Source organism: Bradyrhizobium sp., assembly GCF_016462955.1.
GTDB lineage: Bacteria > Pseudomonadota > Alphaproteobacteria > Rhizobiales > Xanthobacteraceae > Bradyrhizobium.
This window is the reverse complement of record NZ_JAEMSD010000760.1, coordinates 414-2343: the sequence shown is the minus strand read 5'-3', so window position 1 is coordinate 2343 and position 1930 is coordinate 414. Positions and strand designations below refer to the sequence as shown.

Below are 1930 nucleotides of genomic sequence, written 5' to 3'. Positions count from 1 at the left end.
GCGCCGGCACGCGCGGCGGCCGCCAGCATCGCCGTGATGCCGGGCAGTACGCGGATCGGCAGCGCCTGCCATTGCGGCGCCTGTTCGAGTGCCTCGAACACGGCCGAGGCCATCGCGAACACGCCGGGATCGCCGGAGGAGACGACGACGACCTGTCCGCCTTCGGCGGCAAGCCGCAAGGCCTCGCTCGCACGTTGCAGCTCTTCGCGATTGTCGGACGGATGCAGAGTGAGGCCGGGTCGCGCCGGCACGCGCGCGACATAGGGCGCATAGCCCAGAATTTGGGTGGCCGCAGCCAACGCGGCGGTAACCTCCGGCGTCACCAGCGCATCACTGCCCGGCCCGAGCCCCGCGATGGTCAGCGTGCCCGTCATTCGGCGGCGTCCAGATGCCGGCCCTTGCCGTGCACCAGCACGATCGCGAAATAAGGACAGTCGGCCGCATCGATCTCGGCGAGCCGCACCACGCGTTCGCCCGGCATGGTGCCGCGCTCGACCAGCCAGGCTTCGTCCAGGCGGCCGGCGGAGCGAAGCGCGCGGCACACCTTTGCGAGATTGCGGCCGGTCTTCATGATGACCAATGCATCGGAATCGCGCATGCGCCGTTCGAGCTCGGCCTCTGGGAGCGTGCCCATCAGCACCGTCGTCACGTCGTCGCCAAGCGCGATCGGCTGCCCAACGCCGTTCCAGCAGCCGACCATACCGGGGATGCCGGCGATCACCTCGATCTCGACGCGGCCTTGCAGGCGGGTATGCAGGTGCATGAACGAGCCGTAGAAGTAGGGATCGCCTTCGCACAGCACGACGACGTCGACCGCGCGCGCAAGCCGCGCCAGGCGCTCGGCCCATTCGTCGTAGAAGCCTGCGAGCATCTGGACGTATTCAGCGCTGTCGAACGCGATCTCGGTCGTGACCGGATACTCCATGGCGTATTCGGTGACGCCGGCCGCCAGCATGCCTTCGACGATGCGCCGCGCCTGGCCCGGCCGGCCCTTCTTCCGGAAATAGGCGATGTGACCAGCGCCGCGCACGGTCCGATCCGCGCGCACGCTCATCAGATCAGGATCGCCGGGGCCGAGACCGCAACAGATGATGCGCCCCATGGCTATTCGCTCCGGCTCGCCAGCGCGTTGACGGCAGCAACCGTGATCGCGGAGCCCCCTAAGCGGCCCTCGACCGTCAATGCCGGAACCGGCGGATCGGCCATCAGCGCGGCTTTCGATTCCGCCGCGCCGACGAAGCCAACGGGACAGCCGATGATCGCCGCGGGCCGCGGGCAATCGCGATCCTCCAGCATGTTGAGCAGATGAAACAGCGCGGTCGGGGCGTTGCCGATCGCGACGATCGCGCCTTCCAGATGCGGCCGCCACAGCTCCAGCGCCGCGGCCGACCGTGTATTGCGCATCGATTGCGCGAGCGCAGGAACGGACTCGTCTCCGAGCGTGCAGATGACGGCATTGGCCGCAGGCAGCCTTGTGCGCGTGATGCCCTCTGAGACCATGCGCGCATCGCACAGGATCGGCGCGCCCTTCTGCAGGGCCGCGCGCGCGGCTGTCGCCATGCCCCGCGTGAAGCGGATATGCGCCTCCAGGCCGACCATGCCGGCGGCGTGGATCATGCGCACCACCACCGGCTCCTCGTCTTGTGTGAAGCGGGCAAGATCCGCTTCAGTGCGGATGGTCGCGAAGGATTGCCGGTAGATCGCCGCGCCGTCGGTCTCGTAGGTGTGCGGCATCAGTTGCCTCCCACGAGGATGGAGGGATCGCCGACGATGTCGGCGCCATTCAGGCCGCGCAGCACTGGCTCGTCGCGCGTCGAACCGCCGCGAACGAGATCGAACCCGGCATGCGTCGCAACCAGCGTGACCGCAGCGGCACCGGAATGGGCGCAGCCCTTGCCACAGCCGGAGACATGCAGCCGTGCGTCGGCAG

3 protein-coding genes and 1 pseudogene are annotated in these 1930 nt (G+C 68.7%); all 4 read right to left on the bottom strand.

Going from position 1 to position 1930, the window contains the following annotated elements; genetic code table 11:
• On the bottom strand, nt 1-374 hold a 374-nt coding region (locus JHD07_RS37995), incomplete at its 3' end, for an SAM-dependent methyltransferase (protein ID WP_291631555.1).
• Nucleotides 371-1102: a precorrin-2 C(20)-methyltransferase gene (locus JHD07_RS37990; protein ID WP_291631553.1), complete on the bottom strand. Its 732-nt coding sequence runs from the start codon at nt 1100-1102 to the stop codon at nt 371-373. The genes JHD07_RS37995 and JHD07_RS37990, both read right to left, overlap by 4 nt.
• 2 nt (nt 1103-1104) lie before the next feature.
• Nucleotides 1105-1734, bottom strand: coding sequence for a precorrin-8X methylmutase (locus tag JHD07_RS37985; RefSeq protein WP_291631551.1), 630 nt, complete (start codon nt 1732-1734; stop codon nt 1105-1107).
• Nucleotides 1734-1930 (bottom strand): annotated as a pseudogene (locus JHD07_RS37980) (precorrin-3B synthase); the annotation flags it as partial. The pseudogene JHD07_RS37980 and the gene JHD07_RS37985, both read right to left, overlap by 1 nt.

Coding starts and splice junctions, on each gene's coding strand:
- JHD07_RS37990 (WP_291631553.1), bottom strand. CDS start 1,102: ATGGGGCGCATCATCTGTTGCGGTCTCGGCCCCGGCGATCCTGATCTG.
- JHD07_RS37985 (WP_291631551.1), bottom strand. CDS start 1,734: ATGCCGCACACCTACGAGACCGACGGCGCGGCGATCTACCGGCAATCC.